The 16,056-nt window shown below is 69.4% G+C and carries 14 protein-coding genes and 5 pseudogenes; 11 read left to right on the forward strand and 8 right to left on the reverse strand.

The features are described 5' to 3' along the window. Window positions 1-85: 85 nt before the first annotated feature. Window positions 86-166, reverse strand: a pseudogene (locus ACH4LD_RS39155) (hypothetical protein); the annotation flags it as partial. 84 nt (window positions 167-250) lie between these two features. Next, complete coding sequence (locus tag ACH4LD_RS39160) at window positions 251-1,090, reverse strand: hypothetical protein (protein ID WP_398059062.1); 840 nt, start codon at window positions 1,088-1,090, stop codon at window positions 251-253. 243 nt (window positions 1,091-1,333) lie between these two features. Between ACH4LD_RS39160 and ACH4LD_RS39165 the strand changes: the two are divergent. The 3 genes and pseudogenes from ACH4LD_RS39165 (at window position 1,334) to ACH4LD_RS39175 (ending at window position 3,906) form a co-directional block, all read left to right on the forward strand. Beyond that, a pseudogene (locus ACH4LD_RS39165) lies at window positions 1,334-2,334 on the forward strand (sodium-dependent transporter). Between the two features lie 95 nt (window positions 2,335-2,429). Then, on the forward strand, window positions 2,430-3,221 hold the full coding sequence (locus ACH4LD_RS39170; protein WP_398059063.1) for a hypothetical protein: 792 nt from the start codon (window positions 2,430-2,432) through the stop codon (window positions 3,219-3,221). A 553-nt stretch (window positions 3,222-3,774) separates the two neighbouring features. Then, a complete protein-coding gene (locus ACH4LD_RS39175; RefSeq protein WP_398059064.1) occupies window positions 3,775-3,906 on the forward strand; it encodes a hypothetical protein in 132 nt (43 codons plus the stop codon). 18 nt (window positions 3,907-3,924) lie between these two features. On the opposite strand, the gene ACH4LD_RS39180 is transcribed toward ACH4LD_RS39175, so the two are convergent. From ACH4LD_RS39180 to ACH4LD_RS39190, 3 genes are read right to left on the reverse strand one after another with little or no spacing between them, the layout of a single operon-like run. Then, the gene (locus ACH4LD_RS39180; RefSeq protein ID WP_398059065.1) at window positions 3,925-4,347 is read right to left on the reverse strand and encodes an arsenate reductase ArsC; all 423 of its coding nucleotides are present in this window, start codon (window positions 4,345-4,347) and stop codon (window positions 3,925-3,927) included. 26 nt (window positions 4,348-4,373) lie between these two features. Further along, entirely contained in the window at window positions 4,374-5,111 is a 738-nt protein-coding gene (locus tag ACH4LD_RS39185) for an aquaporin (RefSeq protein ID WP_398059066.1), read from the reverse strand. Beyond that, window positions 5,108-5,482, reverse strand: coding sequence for an ArsR/SmtB family transcription factor (locus ACH4LD_RS39190; RefSeq protein ID WP_398059067.1), 375 nt, complete (start codon window positions 5,480-5,482; stop codon window positions 5,108-5,110). Before ACH4LD_RS39190 ends, ACH4LD_RS39185 begins: the two co-directional genes overlap by 4 nt. Before the next feature lie 104 nt (window positions 5,483-5,586). Between ACH4LD_RS39190 and arsM the strand changes: the two genes are divergently transcribed. The 3 genes and pseudogenes from arsM (at window position 5,587) to ACH4LD_RS39205 (ending at window position 8,034) form a co-directional block, all read left to right on the forward strand. Beyond that, on the forward strand, window positions 5,587-6,480 hold the full coding sequence (gene arsM / locus ACH4LD_RS39195; RefSeq protein WP_398059069.1) for an arsenite methyltransferase: 894 nt from the start codon (window positions 5,587-5,589) through the stop codon (window positions 6,478-6,480). A 268-nt stretch (window positions 6,481-6,748) separates the two neighbouring features. Then, complete coding sequence (locus ACH4LD_RS39200) at window positions 6,749-6,898, forward strand: hypothetical protein (protein ID WP_398059070.1); 150 nt, start codon at window positions 6,749-6,751, stop codon at window positions 6,896-6,898. 306 nt (window positions 6,899-7,204) lie between these two features. Next, window positions 7,205-8,034 (forward strand): annotated as a pseudogene (locus ACH4LD_RS39205) (IS5 family transposase). A 132-nt stretch (window positions 8,035-8,166) separates the two neighbouring features. On the opposite strand, the pseudogene ACH4LD_RS39210 reads toward ACH4LD_RS39205, so the two are convergent. Beyond that, window positions 8,167-8,402, reverse strand: a pseudogene (locus tag ACH4LD_RS39210) (hypothetical protein). 346 nt (window positions 8,403-8,748) lie between these two features. On the opposite strand from ACH4LD_RS39210, the gene ACH4LD_RS39215 reads away from it, so the two are divergent. Further along, a complete protein-coding gene (locus ACH4LD_RS39215) occupies window positions 8,749-9,807 on the forward strand; it encodes a hypothetical protein (RefSeq protein WP_398059071.1) in 1,059 nt (352 codons plus the stop codon). A 311-nt stretch (window positions 9,808-10,118) separates the two neighbouring features. Here ACH4LD_RS39215 and ACH4LD_RS39220 read toward each other — a convergent pair whose 3' ends face one another. Further along, on the reverse strand, window positions 10,119-10,682 hold the full coding sequence (locus ACH4LD_RS39220) for a hypothetical protein (RefSeq protein ID WP_398106215.1): 564 nt from the start codon (window positions 10,680-10,682) through the stop codon (window positions 10,119-10,121). A gap of 649 nt (window positions 10,683-11,331) precedes the next feature. Between ACH4LD_RS39220 and ACH4LD_RS39225 the strand changes: the two genes are divergently transcribed. Continuing rightward, complete coding sequence (locus ACH4LD_RS39225) at window positions 11,332-11,598, forward strand: hypothetical protein (RefSeq protein ID WP_398059073.1); 267 nt, start codon at window positions 11,332-11,334, stop codon at window positions 11,596-11,598. A gap of 469 nt (window positions 11,599-12,067) precedes the next feature. Further along, entirely contained in the window at window positions 12,068-12,568 is a 501-nt protein-coding gene (locus ACH4LD_RS39230) for an SMI1/KNR4 family protein (RefSeq protein WP_398059074.1), read from the forward strand. A gap of 158 nt (window positions 12,569-12,726) precedes the next feature. On the opposite strand, the gene ACH4LD_RS39235 is transcribed toward ACH4LD_RS39230, so the two are convergent. Continuing rightward, on the reverse strand, window positions 12,727-13,080 hold the full coding sequence (locus ACH4LD_RS39235; protein ID WP_398059113.1) for a hypothetical protein: 354 nt from the start codon (window positions 13,078-13,080) through the stop codon (window positions 12,727-12,729). A 124-nt stretch (window positions 13,081-13,204) separates the two neighbouring features. On the opposite strand from ACH4LD_RS39235, the pseudogene ACH4LD_RS39240 reads away from it, so the two are divergent. Together ACH4LD_RS39240 and snpA are read left to right on the forward strand one after the other, a co-directional pair. Then, window positions 13,205-13,354, forward strand: a pseudogene (locus ACH4LD_RS39240) (aminoglycoside phosphotransferase family protein); the annotation flags it as partial. 885 nt (window positions 13,355-14,239) lie between these two features. Continuing rightward, the gene (snpA, locus tag ACH4LD_RS39245; protein WP_398059075.1) at window positions 14,240-15,004 is read left to right on the forward strand and encodes a snapalysin; all 765 of its coding nucleotides are present in this window, start codon (window positions 14,240-14,242) and stop codon (window positions 15,002-15,004) included. The last annotated feature ends 1,052 nt before the right edge of the window (window positions 15,005-16,056 follow it).

The following is a 16,056-nucleotide window of genomic DNA, read 5'->3' on the forward strand; positions in this document are numbered from 1 at the left end:
GAACAGCAGCACGTTCGGCCGGCACCCTCATCAGGGCGACGAGGACGGCGAGCGCCCCGCTCACGAGCAGCGTGCCACCGGCGTAACCGAGTCCGGAGCTGTCGGAGAGGAAGTCACCCATGGAGGTGCCGAGGGTGTCGGAGACGATGCGAGCGCCCTGTGCCATGGGGCGACCTCGAAGAGTGATCCGCCAAACCCGATCTCGGCAGCGTCAGCCTGAACGCATTGCGAATGCCTGCCGCGCCCCTGCTCAGGCCGCGTGCCGGGCGGCCGGCTGCCACTGCGTCACGTCCTTGCGGGTCACCGACAGATACACCACCAGGCCGAGGATGACCGTGAGGAACAGCGCACTGGTGACGACGGTTCCCAGGCCCAGGCCGCCGTCGCCGGTCGGCTGGGAGAGGTCGTCGCCGATGGACGCGCCGAGCGGTCGGGTGAGGATGTAGGCGATCCAGAAACTCCACATCGCGTCCAGGCCGAGGCTGAAGTGCGCGAGAGCGACCGCCGCGATGGCCAGGGCGAACAGCAGCGCGGCGAGCCAGTAGCCGAGGTCCATGCGCTCGGAGACCAGGTCACCGGCCGCGGTGCCGAGCGCGAAGGTGAACAGGACGGCGAGCCAGTAGAAGGACTCCCGGCTGGTGGTGTCGATGTGGTGGATGGACAGCGTCCGTTCACGCCGGTACCAGACCACGAAGACAATCGCGAGGATGATCGCGAAGACGGTGGCGCTGGCCTCCAGCGGTACGCCCAGGTTGTCGGTGAGGTTGTCGCTGACCAGTGTGCCGACGACGCTGATCAGGGCGACGGCCAGCCAGTACACGCCGGCCCGGTACGCGGTGGTGCGGAACTGCACGACCAGGACGACTGCCAGCACGGCGCTCATCAGCACCGACACACCGGTCAGACCGAGGCCGGCCTTCTCGTCGAGCAGGTCGGCCGCCGTCTCACCGACCGTCGTGCACAGCACCTTGATGATCCAGAAGTAGACGGTGACTTCGGGCACCTTGTTCCAGCCCAGTCGGCGCCCTCCGGGCGCCGTCTGGCCGCTGACGGCAGCGGCCGCGGGTGTCTGTGAGGTCTCGTCTGTCATGAGGCCCGACCGTGCCACGGGAGACCTGAACGCATCCTGACTGCCGTACGCCATCCGCTGCCCCGACGGCTTCACCCGCGCGCCATGGGGGCCATGACCAGTCATGACCACCGCCTTCTCATAGCGGCACCCGCCTTCTCATAGCGGCACCCCACTCCTTCCCGTTCGCCGTCGCTGTGGAAGAGGGCCGCATCGAACCATCCGACTGGCTCCCACTCGCCCACTGACCGGGCGACGCTCTGGCTGCGTCGCCGACTCGGCCGGGCCGTCGTGCTGTCCTATGTCGCAGCTCTCCTCCTGCGTGGCCCCGGACTGTGGCTGCGCCGGGACCACACGCTGCCGCTCGGCACCGTGACCGGCCTGCCACTGAGCACCGGCCCACTGCTGCTGTCCCTGGTGCTCTTCTCAGCCGGGCTCCAAGTACCCGTCCGCGAGCTGAGCCGGCTGCTGCGCAGTCCCACCACTCTGCTGACGGGACTCGTCCTGCACCTGGTGACCCCGCTCCTGGTCACTCCCGTCGTCGCGTTCGTCCTGCCCCGAACTCCCGACACGGACGGCGGCAGCGGCCTGGTCACCGCCATGATCCTGATCGTGGCGATGCCCGTCGCCGCCGGAGCCACCGTGTGGACCGGCAAGGACGACGGCGGCCAGCCCACCATGGCGGGGCTCGTCCTCGCCTCACCCTCCTGAGCCCGCTCACCATCGCGCTGGTCATCACCACGCTGGTGCCGCTCCTCAGCGATGACTTCGCGCACACGCTCTCCACGACCGGGCACACGACCCACGGCGGCTTCGCTCTCGTCGGCGTGGGCCTGCCCTGCGCGGCCGGGATCCTGTGCCGGCTCGCGCTGCCGACGGCGTGGCGGGGCCGCGCGCTGCGCGTGATCATGCCAGTGGTCCTGGTCGGATCGTTGGTCCTTACGTATGTCAACGCCAGTGGCGCCCTGGGTTCCTTCCTCGCGCACCCGCGCCCGCTGCTGTTCGGCGCGGCACTGGTCGTGGCGGCGCTCGTCTGCCTGCCGTCCTTCATGCGGGGCCCGGCTGCCGCGCGCCTGCTGCGCCTGGACGCCCCCGCCGCCGCGTCGCTCACGCTCCCCTGCGGCATGAACAACAGCAGTGCGAGCGCGGTCCTGATCATCACCACGCTGCCCGACAAGCCGCACCTGCTCCCGCCTGTGCTCGCTTACGGGCTGCTGCGGAAGACGGCCGCGAGCCGGGTCGTCGCCGCGGCCTCACGTGCCTGAACGGCTCCGGGCCCGTGTCCGCACCCCGCGTGACACCGCTGCCGCGCGCACGCCGTTCAGGTCGCGTTCAGGCTCGAAATGCCATCGTGCCGATCATGACCACAGAGCATGTCCTCGACGACCGGCCCCTCGCCCCCATGCGCCAGATGGCGAACAAGGTGCCGGAGGTGACCGTCTACTTCTGGATCATCAAGGTGCTGACCACCGGCATGGGCGAGACGGCCTCGGACCTTCTGGCACGGACCCTCGGCCCGGTACCGGCGGTAGCGCTCGGTGGTCTAGCCCTAGCAGGCTGCCTGGCCGTCCAGTTCACCCTCCGCAGGTACGTCGCCTGGGCCTACTGGACCGCCGTCGTCATGGTCAGCGTGTTCGGCACCATGGCCGCCGACGTCCTGCACGTCGGCCTCGGCGTGCCGTACGCCGTCTCGACGCCGGCCTTCCTCGCCGTACTGGCCGTGGTCTTCGTGCTCTGGTACGCGAGCGAGCGGACCCTGTCCATCCACAGCATCCGCACCCGCCGCCGCGAGACGTTCTACTGGGCCGCCGTCCTAGCCACCTTCGCCCTCGGCACCGCTGCGGGCGACCTCACGGCCACCGTCGGCTTCGGCTACCTGGGCTCGGTCGTCCTCTTCGCGGTCGGCATCTGCGTGCCCGGCATGGCCCACCGTCTCGGCGCCCTGAACGCGGTGACCGCGTTCTGGACCGCGTACGTCATCACCCGGCCCCTCGGCGCCTCCCTCGCCGACTGGATGGCGCTCGGCCGCACCCGTGGCGGCCTTGGCTTCGGCCTGGCACCGGTCACACTCGCGTGGACGGCCGCAATCATCGGATTCGTCGGCTACCTCGCCGTGTCACAGCGCGACAGGCGCGTTCTCACCGCAACCTGAAGGTCAGAGCGACCTTCGGGTGCCACGTTCACCCAAGCCAGGGGCAACGGTCGATCCTGCAGCGCGATGTTCTCCGCGAGGTCACCGGCCGCCCACAGCACCGAGTCGTCCTCGTCGACAGTCGCCGTCCCATTGTGGTTGGTCACTGTGCCACCTCTCATCCGGCCGGCTACCCGCACGAACTTCAGCGATAGCCGTGCGAATCAATCCGGCAGGACCAGGCTCAGGCCACTCTGCGGCGCCCGGGGCCAGGCGGCTCGCCCTGCGGGCGCACCTGCAACTCTCGAACACCGACACTCCACCAGTGCTCCCGCACCATCTCCGAGGGGCTTGTCGGCGGGCTCACCGGGGCGCTGACGGCTCCGTCCACGCTGCCGGCCCGCTACGACGCCGTGGGCCGTCCGCGGCTGCTCGCCCGTACGACCCCGTTGCCCACCGTCGTACAGCGCGAGCTTGCTCACCGGCTGCACCCGGGCGGCCCGATCACCCCTGGCATGGGCGGCGGCGCTTCAGTGCCGGCTGGGGCACCCGCGGCGAGCTGGAGTACCACCCTGTGCGCCCCGACCTGGTGGCGGAGTTCCTCGCCGACACCGCCGTCGACGAGGGCGTCTACCGTCACCCCGTGCGCTTTCTGCGGCTGCGCGACGACCTCACCGTGCGGCAGCTTCCGCCCTTCGGCACCTGATCGCGCCCCGGGCGGCGGTCAGGCGGAGGCCGGGATGCCCAGCTCGCCGAGCAGAGCGCGCACCCGCGCTTCGACGGCGTCGCGGATCGGCCGCACGGCCTCGACGCCCTGGCCCGCCGGGTCCTCCAGCTGCCAGTCCAGGTACCGCTTGCCGGGGAAGACGGGGCAGGCATCTCCGCAGCCCATCGTGATCACCACGTCCGAGGACTGCACCGCCTCCGTGGTCAGGACCTTCGGACTCTCGGTGGAGATGTCGATACCGACCTCCTTCATCGCCTCCACGACGGCCGGGTTGACGGAGTCAGCGGGCGCGGAGCCCGCCGAGCGGACCTCGATGCGGTCGCCGCCGAGGCGGGTGAGGAAGGCGGCGCCCATCTGCGAGCGGCCGGCATTGTGAACGCAGACGAACAGCACCGACGGGCGGGAGGCGGGAGTGCTCATGGCGGGTGTCTTTCTCAGGGGTGTGGTCAGGAGGCGGCGGGTTCGGGTTCGCTGTGCGGGACCTCGACCGCGCAGCGGACCGCAGCGGTGCGCGGACCGTAGACCGCGGTCACGACCCCGAGCCCGACCGCGGCGCCGACCAGCTGCGCGGCGATGAACGGCGCGACGGAGGCGGGCGCGATCCCGGCGAACGTGTCGGTGAACGTGCGGCCGATGGTGACCGCGGGGTTGGCGAACGACGTGGAGGAGGTGAACCAGTAGGCGGCCCCGATGTAGGAGGCCACCGCGGCCGGGGCCAACAAAGCGCGATCGATCCTGTTCAGGCCGAAGACCAACAGGATGAGCCCGGCCGTGGCGACGACCTCGCCGAGCCACAGGTGGCCGGCGGACCGGTCGTGGGTGGAGAACTTCACAGGCGGCTCGGCGAACATCGCGTCGGCCAGGACCGCCCCGCCGAACGCTCCCGCGATCTGGGCGGGCACGTACGCGGCGACGTCCCCCAAGCTGAGGCCGCCCGGGGTGCGGCGGCCGGTGAACCAGGCGGCCAGGGTCACGACGGGGTTGAAGTGCGCGCCGGAGACCGGCCCGAGCAAGGCGATCAGCACGGCCACGCCGAAGACGGTGGCCACGGAGTTGGCGAGCAGCTGGACACCGACGTCCTGCGACAGCTCGGTGGCCTGGATGCCGGAACCGACGACCACCGCCACCAGCAGCCCGGTCCCGATCGCCTCGGCGCAGGCCCGGCGGCCGAGCGGCGCGCTCACGCAGGGGCCCCGGCGGGCTGCGTGTTGGTCAAGAACGCGGCGAGCCGGTCCAGGACGCCGGGCAGCACCCAGTAGTACACCCAGGTCCCGCGGCGCTCGCAGTCGACGAGCCCGGCCTGCCGCAGCAGCTTGAGGTGGTGGGAGATCGTCGGCTGGGACAGGTCGAAGGCCGGGGTCAGCTCGCACACGCAGACCTCCCCGCCGTCCCCGCGCGAGGCGATCATCGACATCAGCCGCAGCCGCACCGGGTCGCCGAGGGCCTTGAAGACCTTCGCCAGGCCGGCCGCCTGGTCCTCGTCCAGCGGGGCGGCGGACAGGCCCGGGCAGCAGGCGGCGTCCTGGCCGATCACCTCAAACTCTTGTTTCGACATCCCTCTATGTTGACGTCCTTCGATTCAAGGCGCAAGGTTGCATCGAAAGACGTCAATACAAGCCGTACCAGGCGCCGCCATGCCCATCATCCAGGAGTGAAGTCATGAGCGAGCAGTCCACCGACCTGCGCGAAACCGTCCGCCAGCGGTACGCCGCCGCAGCCGTGAAGGTCACCCAAGGCGGCTCCGCCTGCTGCGGACCCGAGCCCGTCGAGGCCGACGAGAACTTCGGCTCCACCCTCTACACCGCCGACGACCGCGACGCGCTGCCCGCCGAAGCGGTGGCCGCCTCCCTCGGCTGCGGCAACCCCACCGCCGTCGCCGAACTCCGCGAAGGCGAACGCGTCCTGGACCTCGGCTCCGGCGGCGGCATCGACGTCCTGCTCTCCGCCCGCCGCGTCGGCCCCACCGGCAAGGCCTACGGGCTGGACATGACCGAGGAGATGCTGGCCCTGGCCCTGGCCAACGCGACGAAGGCGGGCGCCACGAACGTCGAGTTCCTGAAGGGCACGATCGAAGCGGTCCCGCTGCCCGCGAACACGATCGACGTCGTCATCTCCAACTGCGTGATCAACCTGTCCACGGACAAGCCCGCCGTCTTCGCCGAGACCTTCCGCGTCCTGAAGCCCGGCGGCCGGATCGGCGTGTCCGACGTCGTCGCCGACAACACCCTCAGCCCTGCACAGCGCGCCGAGCGCGGCGACTACGTCGGCTGCATCGCCGGCGCCCTCTCCTTCTCCGAATACCACGCCGGACTCGAAGCCGCCGGGTTCACGGACGTCACCATCACTCCGACCCACCCCGTCGCCGACGGCATGCACTCCGCGATCGTCCGCGCCACCAAGCCGGTGACCGCCGAAAACGCCCGGCCGACAGCCGAGTCGAGCGATGCCTGCTGCGGCGTCGACGCCTGCTGTACGCCCGCCAAGACCCCCGTCGATCCCGCCCTCACCGTGACCGAGGCCAAGACCGCGTCAGGGTGCGGCTGCCAGGACTGACGCAAGAACGGGGTCGGGTCCCTCAAGTTGGGGCCCCGGCCCCGCTTCCGTCGCGGACAACGGACAAGCCAAAACCCTGTCCATGATTTCTGCTCGAAAGCCAGCCCGCCCGGCAGCGCCCGCTCGGGCGGAAGCTCCGAGCGGGCCTCGGCGAGCATCGGCTGGACAGGAGGAGACAGCACAGTTTCAAGGTGTATGCCGGATGGGCGCCGGACGCACCCGGGCCGCTGTCAGTACCACCAGCGATGATGCCGCTATAACGATCATCATGCCCAGCTACGGCTTCATCTGGACCAACCCCGACCGCACCACCCGCGCCTCCGCCGTCGCCTACAACGAGGTCTCCGCCGGCCAGCGGCGGGACGACATCGAGAGAGTCGACGTGAAGCCCGGCGAGCTGCCCACCCCGCGCCGCTGAGCCCCGCACCGCTGCACGACAACACGGCCGGGCGGGATGTACTCGCTCGCAACGTTCCTCAAGCGGCCCAGCCGTCGCAGGCCGCGCCGACGGCACAGCACGGCCGGGGCCGGCCCGGGGCCACGCGGGACGACAGCGCACCGGCAGGGGTGTGATGGCGGGGCCGGCGCAGGACGGCGGCGGACTCGGCGGCGGGGCAGACCGGCGCGGAGCAGGACCGGCTGCCCGGGGGCGGCACCGCGCGGCCGAAGGCGACGTCACGGCAGTGTCTTCAAATGATCTTGAGTGGCGGATCATGGACGGGTGATACGTCGCCATGAACTGTCCGATGCCGAGTGGGAGTTCGTCCGGCCGCTGCTGCCCGTGTCATCGCGTGGGCGCAAACGGCTAGATGACCGCAGGGTCCTCAACGGGATCGTGTGGAAGTTCCGTACCGGGACGGCCTGGCGGGATGTGCCTGAGCGGTACGGGCCGTGGGCCACGCTGCACACCCGTTTTCGCCGGTGGGCGGCGGACGGCACGTTCGAACGGATGCTCCGCGCCGCCCAGTCCCGGGCCGACGCCGTCGGTGACATCGACTGGCTGGTGTCGGTCGACTCCACCATCGTCCGCGCCCACCAGCATGCCGCCGGTGCTCGAAAAGGGGGCTCCGCAGCCCAGCTCTCGGACGCTCCCGAGGCGGCCTGACCAGCAAGATTCACCTGGCCTGCGACGGTGTGGGCCGCCCGCTCGCCTTCATCGTCACGGGCGGCAACACCAACGACTGCACCCAGTTCACCGCCGTGATGGCGGCGATCCGGGTGCCCCTCACCGGCCCGGGACGACCCCGGGTGCGGCCCTCGCATGTCCTGGGTGACAAGGGCTACAGCTCCAGAGCGATACGCACCTGGCTGCGTCGGCGCGGTATCAGCCACACCATCCCCGAGCGAGCCGACCAGGTCCGCAACCGGTTGAACCGCGGCGGCCGTGGTGGACGGCCCCCGGCCTTCGACCGCGACATCTACAAGCGGCGCAACGTGGTGGAACGGTGCTTCAACAAGCTGAAGCAGTGGCGCGGCATCGCCACCCGGTACGACAAGACCACCGAGTCCTACCAAGCAGCCGTCACCCTCGCAGCCCTGCTGATGTGGGCGTGACATTTGACGACAGAACCACGGGGCGGCGCCGGCCCCCGGCGCGTGCCGGCACGGGACCACGAGGGCAGCGGACCGGATGCGACGAATCCCGGCCGGACCACCTCGGAAGGCGCTGGTAGCCGGAGCGCATGGTCACGCGGCCCGCACGGCTTCCCGGGCCCGGGCCAGCCGGCGCAGCTCGCAGCGCGCCGTCGGCGCCGAGGGGGCGGTCCGCCAAGTAGGGGTGCCACCAGCCGTACGGACAGACGCAGCAGGCGGCGGCGCACGGCGGCGGTGTCGCGCGGGCCGGGTGCGGCCAGCGCGAGGTAGGTGGCGGTGAAGGCGGCTTGCGTCTGCACCAGGTCGTCGGGGAAGTCGCTCACATCCATACCGGAATTGGATCGTGCGTTCGAATCGCATGTCGCATTCGGACACGCCCCCGCGGAGCCGGCCGGCCGCCCGGGTGTCCTGTGTCATCGGAGCTTGAGTGCGTGCCATTGCACCTTGATCGACGCGAGTCTGTGTCACCGGCGATTGATCGCCCTGGTCGGTCGGAGCGGCTGAGGTGCTGACGGGCCCGGTGGGAGACACGGGCCGCCCGTTCGCATCGACTCTGCTGGATGTGGACTTCTGGACGGGAGTTTGGCCACCGGCAATGCTGTACAGATGCTTCGACGTGGATGGCGACGGTGGCGGGATCGCCGCGCGTACCAGAACCGGGCTGTAGCCGTCCGGATGAACGAGTTCTTCGACTCACTTCCGAAGCCGAGAAGAACCACTCCCCGGGACGTTGCCCACCTCTACGCCCGCACTCTCTACCCCGACCACGAGCGCCTCCTGAGCACGAAAACCTCCGCTGCCTGCCCGTACTACGTCGGGTTGTCCTCGGAGTTGGGGAGCTTCACCCATGTCACCAAGAGGATCGTCCTGGTCGCGGACACGATGCTGTCGTCCGACCACGGCATCGGATCGGTGCACGAAATCGGGCAGTACTCTCGGCATTCTTACGGCGACAGTTTCAGTCCGGGCGGAGGAATCGATGAGCCGCCGGTCACCACGGAGACATACCACTACGGAATGGTGACCAACGACCTTGCCCAGGTGGGGCGGTGGCTCCTGGACGCTGAACCCCTCCTGCGCAGCGGGCTTGCCTGGTACTTGCCGGTCTACACGCGAGGACGCTCGGGTTGGCAGGACAGCGAAGACAGGTTGGCTGCCAGCAGACCCGGTCGTCTGCCCTCGTTCAGTGACCGGTCCATCGACTTCGTGGTGGAGCATGGCCGTGCCGTGGATCTGTCGGGGACCAAGCCCCTTGCCAGCCGGGTGGTCCGGCCGGTCCTAGAGATCGATCTGCCGTTCATCGACGGGCTCAGTCTCACCGACTTCGCTCAGGTCACCAGGGAAAAGTTCGATTCCTACCGCCTGTACCGCGATTTCATGCGTTCCCGCCTCCTCGAACTCGACGACGCGCTCGAAGCGGTGCATTCCCAGGTGGCCCTGGAACGGATCGCGCTCTCCATCCGTGACGAGGTGAACGCCGCTGCCGCGCAGATGAGCAGCGCGGCTCGGTCCCGGGCCCTGAGCAGCGCCGGCGCTGTACTGGGTACCACGAGCGCCGTCCTGGCCGCGGTCCGCCCCGCGGCCCTACAGGGTGCGCTCGGTGTCAGCGCGACGATCGCGGCCGGTGCCACTGGCCTGTGGCCGACCATTCAGGCGCTCGCCGACACCAGCCTCAAACGCACACATGGCAAGTGGCACTACGTATGGGTTCTCCAGAAGAAGGCTGCCCGCTGAGGAGCTGGGCACCCCTTGCGACGGCCACACGCACGCTCGCGTCGCTCAAGGGTCGATGGCACACGGTCAATGTCTGCTGTCACCGGACAGCCGGGCCGCCTGTTACGGAACCCAGGTTGACTGTCCCGTCTTTGATGACCCTCGCCTCTGTCTCGGCCGATCTGGTCGGATTCGCTGGTGGTCTCAAGTGATCCGGCCGGGACGGAGGGGTGTTCGGGCATGCGCCCGGGCCGTTTCCGGGGTCTGCTCTTGTGCTGAGGCAGCGAATCCCGACGGTTCACATCCCCGCTCCAGGCACCGAGCGTCATACCTCATTTTCCGGAAATCTTGACACGGGCATCGGCCAGTAGCTGGAGGGCGTGCTCACTGTCTTGCTTCAGCGTGCCGTCCACACCGTGGACGGTGACCGTGATCAGCTTCTTACCCTCGCCCGCATAGGCGTCCACCCTGCCGCCGACCAGGAACTCCTCGGAAGGGTGGGCCCGGTAGGTGCCGCACGCTCCCTTGGGCCCCTTGAAGGTCTCGGTGACTCCGTCGGCCGACGTCGCGTGACACTTCCCGCCGACGTACTCGGCCACCCGGGCGGGACCCTTCCAGTCCTGGATCTCCAGAGAGAGTTTCACATCGGTGTGGAGCGGCCCGCTCGTACCGCGACCGGCCTCCCTGACCGAGATATTGACCAGGCACGACCCCTTGCCGTCCTGGAAATGCCCGTTGACGTCGGCGAACTTGTTGTCGCCGAGCGCCGCGCCGACCGTTTCCGGTTTCAGGTAGTGCCCACAACCCGTGTTCACCCCCTTGGTCAGCGCTGCGGTCACCGAGGAGCCGGTCTCGTTCCTGCCGCCTCCCCCGCATCCGGTCATGAGCAGCAACACCACAACCAACCCTGCACAAGCAGACCCACTGCGACGCATCTCCGCCCCCGTCACCTTGGCGCATCACCATTACCGGCTCATGGCGGCAAAACCTTGACAGGCAAGCGAGAGGCCGTGGTTGAGCCCGCAACTCAGTGGACGCAGCAGAGCTGGGGTGACCGCCTCAACCGAGCCGGCACCACGTCGCTACAGCCGAACCGGACCAGAACGCACGAGACGGTGCCATCAACCAGTCACAGCGAACCAGACCAGATGAGGCTCCGACCCCGTTGCGTCTGAGTTGGTCTGGCCGTCGCAGGCCGGAGCAGCCTTCAATGATCAGATCCTTTGAGACGGGACATCGACGTCCAGGTCACCGACGGCGCCGGCCGGGAGCCCACCCTTCCCGCAGTCCGGGCCGACTGCCCCGGTTCAAGAAGCCTGCTCGACTCTGTGTCCGCCCCCGGCGTCGGTCAGGAAGCCACTGGTGCGGCCGACGGCCGTGCTGAGGAGCGCGGCACACCGCACGCGGTCGTTTCCCGGCAGGGGTGCAAGAGGAACGCTTTCCGGCCAGTACTCGCAGGTAGCGGTGGGTGAGGCCGGCCCGTACGGGCATGATCGGGTGTTGTTACGCGAAGACGTTCCCGCTTGCGTGCGGTGGGAGATCCTGATGCACGAACGGTTCAGCCGCGTGTGGATCTGCAAAGACCTCGGCGGCGCGAGCACCGGCGCGGACCCCGCCGAACTGGGCCGCACCGTCCTCGCCGCATACCTCGCCGGCCGCTCCACCCAGGGTGAGACCTTCCGCGTCGTCGTCCACACCGACGACGGCAGCCGGCACGTCATCACCCCCGGCCAGCTCCCGGGCCCCGGCTCGAAAGCGGATCCCGCCATCTGCCAGACACTGCCCGCCTACCTGCGCAACGCCCTCGCCTGACCCCGGCGCCGCAGCGCCCGCGCGGGACGAGCGTGGCCGACCTATCCCTACCTCAGGCATTCCCGACGCGAGCCTGGGCCCGGGAGGGGCTGTGGCCGGAGGAGATGAAGGCGTGGGTCGCTGTCCTCGACAGTGCGTCCTCCTCCTGGCGCTGCCGCTCCTGTTGCGCGAGCCTGTCCCGCTGTCATCTCACGGCGTTTGTTCTGCTCGGCCTCCCGGTGGCGCCGGGCCCCCTCCTTTCGCTCGGCTTGAAGCCGGGCCACTCGCCTGGTCTGCCGGCCGGCAGACCGGGGCGCAAGTCAGACAGGGCGCATCACACGGTCACGCGCGGCCGGAGGCTTTCGACCCGAGCCGGTACGGGGCCCGCACGCCGGCCGGAGGACGCCGGCTGACCTCGGCTGTCCGAGGCGGCCCTCAGCTGCCTCGGACAGCCCGGGCGATGTCGGTGGCAGCTGCTACGAATGCCCGTATGACCGACGACGAGATCATCAACAGGATCCGAGAACAAGACGCGGCTGGCGAGCTGCCGCCGCCCGCGCCGCGTGAGGCCGTGGCCGAGCTTGAGGCCGCCGTGGGGCATCCGATGCCACCGCTCCTCAAACGGATCTATCTCGAAGTCGCCGACGGTGGGTTCGGCCGCTGGGGCGAAGCGTTGTCCCTCACCGACACCACCTACAGCTTCAGTGACAGCGATCGGCTGCTGGAGGAGTACTTGGGTTGGCGCGAAATCCCCAACTACCCGCCGTCTGTCGTACCGCTCCTGACGTGGGGCTGTGCGATCTGGTCCCTCGTCGACTACAGCACCCCAGAAGGCCGCATGTGGGGTTGGGATCCCAACGCCCGATGCCCTGACCACGGACACGCTGTGTTCCCCGAAGACCTCACACTGGCCGAACGGCTCTGCGGGTGGCTGGACGGACGCTCGGACTTTCCGAAGGCGCCCGACGGTCCGTACTGCTCAGACTGCTGAAACCGCGGCACTGCCGTGCGACTGCATCCACGTGGCCACTCTGCCAGGAATCCATACGGCATGGGTGTCCGCTCTGGTCGCCGCGATCGAGCGCAGGGGATGGACGGTGGCGGGCGCTCACGATTCGGCCGTGGTCGGGTCCAGTGCGGCTCCTCGCCTCAGCGGAACTCGTGGATCACCTGGATCTCGCCGACGATGTGGGCGTTGAAGTGGTCCAACTCATCGGCCGGAACCCAGAGCTCAAGGATCGTCTGCCCACCTGCCTGCTGAACGGGATACCGGCTCAAGAAGTCCGACTCGACCTCGAAACGGGTGACGAAGCCGGCGCCATCGTGCCTCACGTTCCAGTCCCGCGCGATCCTGACCGCGTAGTCCTCGTTGAGGACCGGGTAGAAGATCGGCTGCTCGGGCAGCCGGGGCGGCCAGGCACGCCAGTTCAGCTCCCGAACCAGATCCAGCTCCTTGGGACCGATGGGACGCCACAGGGTCGTCGTCACTTGCCGGCTGGTCATCCGCATCGCTCTCTGAACGTAGGCCGCCAGTACGACGGGTCGGGACACCGGACGTTACCGGCACTGCGAACTCAGCAGCCACACAGTTTCCACCCCCGAACCAGCGCCGTGACCGACAGGTTGGCAGCCTCCCGCGCTCGCGAGCGCCGCGGTCCCCGGGAAGGCGCTCGACCGCCCCGGCGAGCCACCGACCGCCTCGCCGACCGTGTGGGCCGCGGCGGGGAGCGCCATTCGGCAGTTGCACGACGCGCCGTTGCCGCCCTGGCCCGACCGGCCCGCTCAGAGCTGTCCGAGGCGGCGCAGACTGCCGGCTCCGGCGCAGCCTCCCGTGTCACCCTGGCCGTTCGGCCCCACCGGGCGATCCCCAGAGCGGATGGCCGTCACGATCACCGCCGGGCCCAGCATTCGGACACCGAGCGCCAGGACCTGCTGTGCCGGGACCGGTCCACATGGCGCAGGCCTTTGGTCACGTCCAGGCCGAGGTGGATCTGCTGCAGCGGGAGCGGCCACTCCTCGGCGCGGCCTGCTGCCGGATCTGTGATCGCATGGGAGGAGCCGCAAGCACGAGCGCTGCGTCAGGGGCATCGTCCCGCTGCCGGCGCCCTCGGGGTGCAGCTTCACTCTTCTGTGCCCCGCGAGCGCCCCGGCTGGTTCCCGACTTCTGGGATGGCGCCGGACGTGGAGGGTGACTTCCCTGCGGAGGATGCAGGCGAGTGGGCGCGAAGAAGCGGAAGCAAGCAGGGGAAGCAAGTGGTCCGTGACGTCGGTCACGGCGCTCCGTCAATCAACCAGCGTTCTTAGTAGATGCGGTGTGTGCGATATATAGAGGTTTGTCCGCTATGACATAGGTGTGGATCCTGTCGTGCGTCCTGGAACTCCGCCCGGTCGGCGCGCATGCCAGCTACTCCGTGCCGTACGCCTTTTGACACCCCGACAGCTCGTCGTCCTGTCGCCGTGACCCGACCGGGGGCCTGCACGCTGCCCTGGCGAGGTCCCGGGGCCTACGAGGCGTCGTAGTGGCGGGACCCGTTGCGCACCCTGCCGAGCCGTTCTAAGAATGACGACCCACAGGACGTCGCCGCAGTGGAGAACCGGTGATCACGCCGGCTCGGCCGCGCACTGCGGCGCTCGACGTCACCGAGTGAGCAGGAGCCCCCACGTGAAACTGTCCCGAACGTCCCCGAGACTCCTCTCCCTCGCTCTCGGCCTGGGTCTGGCCTCCAGCGCGTTGGGCGCGGCAGTGCCGGCGAGCGCAGAGCCGGCCGCCGCCCCGTCCGCTTCAGCCGGTACCTCCGTGGCGCGGTACGACGGGTCGGCCGAGGAGGCCGCGAACAACAAGGCGCTTTTCGAGGCTGTGCTCAAGTCGGTCGCCGAGAAGCGTGCCGCCCAGCCCGGCGCGCAGGCAGTGACCCTCTACTACGACGCCTCCAAGGCGCCGAGTTTCCGTTCGCAGATAGCGAGCGCGGCCTCTATCTGGAACAGCTCCGAGTCCAACGTCAAGCTCGAAGAGTCTTCGAGCGGTGCCGACTTCTCCTACTACGAGGGCAACGACCCGCGCGGTTCCCACGCCGACACCGATGGCCACGGCAAAGGCTCCGTCTTCCTCGACTATGCCCAGAACCAGCAGGACGACTCGATCCGCGTCGTCACCCACGAGACCGGACACGTGCTGGGTCTCCCGGACGACTACAGCGGGCCGTGCAGCGAGCTGATGTCGGGCGGCGGCCCCGGCCCGTCCTGCACCAACCGCTACCCGAACGCCACCGAGCGCGCGCGTGTCGACCAGCTGTGGGCCACCGGACTCGCGCCGGCCCCGGGCGCGGCGGACCAGCCTGCCGGTAACCCGAGCCCTGCACCGTCGGTACGGATCGTGACACCCGGCAACGGTCCGGGGCGTCCTTTCCCCGGTACGCCCTGGAGTTGATCAGGTTCCCGAGTAGGCAGCGGCTCGCTGTCGCGGACGGCTCCCGTGTCACGACCGAGAAGGCCAACAGGTGCTTCGCACCCGCGCCCACAGCACGCTTCCGGAACCGGGACGCAAGCTTGGCCTGGTGCCGTTCGTGCCACAACAGGCCCAGCTCTGCCACGAGTTCGGCGCACACCTCGGCCGACAGGCCCGTGATCCTCCGGTCGTCGCCGGGCGTCCGGGCCGGGGCGGGCGTCGATCGCGTCGAGCAGGGCGACGGCCGCGTCCTTCAGGCCCACCGCTTCCGGAGTGACCGGCAGGCTCGGCAGGGCATCGGCGGCGCCGCGCAGACACGACTCCGCGCCCTCGGCCGACCGCCGAAGAACCTCAGCGAACTCGGTCACGGGATCGAGGGCGGTGCTGGAAAGTTCCGGCGTGCTGAGGCCCACGCTGACAGTCCCTAGGAAGGCTCGCCAGTCGCTCCCGCATCGGCGATACGGCGGGCTTCGCGCACCATCTGCTGCAGACCGCTCGTCTCGCGGACCTACTGGCGAAGGGACAGTATTCGATACATGCACTATTCGCGCAGTCTGGGCAATCTCCAGGCCCACCCTGCGAGCCCGCTCCATCCCTTTTCATCCGCTGGGCCGGCGCCCGCCACCCCACCCGGGCCGGCTTGACCATCGAACACCCGCCCTCCCGCCGCCGCGAGACGTACTGCGAAGGCGCCTGCGGACATGCCTGGCACAACCTGACCGTGGTGACCGAGCAGCCGTAGCGGGGGCTGCCTGTCATGTCGCTGCGGGTCTTCTCCGGCGGGCCGAGGGTCTGCTGGAGAAGACCGGCGCAGTACACCTGTCGCGGTCAGATGACTCCGAGGAGCCCGTAGCCGCCGAGGCGGGTGTTGTACTTCTGCGGGAAGCCGACGGACGCGGCGGTGATCATGCGGCTGCCCTTGGCGGTGGGGCCGCCGGTGCCGCCCGGGAGGATCCAGACCGCGCCGGTCCCGGAGTTCTCCTGTGTGCGGTGTCACGGGCTCGTAGTAGGTCCACAGCGTTACTGCGAAGCCC

The organism is Streptomyces sp. NPDC017676 (assembly GCF_044329325.1).
Classification (GTDB): domain Bacteria; phylum Actinomycetota; class Actinomycetes; order Streptomycetales; family Streptomycetaceae; genus Streptomyces.